Annotated in this window: 1 pseudogene; it reads right to left on the bottom strand. The window is 59.2% G+C overall.

The features are described from left to right. Positions 1–260: pseudogene (locus XI08_RS09710) on the bottom strand (IS630 family transposase); the annotation flags it as partial.

Below are 260 nucleotides of genomic sequence, written 5' to 3'. Positions count from 1 at the left end.
CCCAGGCATCATCGGCAAGACCGGCTGCTCGCGATCGAGTGCCTGGATCTGGCTTTTCTCATCGACGCTGAGGACAATGGCTCGGTTCGGTGGGGACAGGTAAAGCCCGACAATATCGCGCACCTTATCGACAAATAGCGGATCGCTCGACAGTTTAAATGTCTGGCTGCGGTGCGGCTGCAGGCCGAACGCCGTCCACATTCGGCGGATCGTGGTGTGAGAAAAGCCGGTTTCCGCAGCCATCGAGCGGATCGACCAGT

The organism is Bradyrhizobium sp. CCBAU 11361, from assembly GCF_028128935.1.
Lineage (GTDB): Bacteria > Pseudomonadota > Alphaproteobacteria > Rhizobiales > Xanthobacteraceae > Bradyrhizobium > Bradyrhizobium niftali.
Note: the sequence above shows the minus strand (reverse complement) of the source record. Positions and strands in the feature narration are given on the sequence as shown.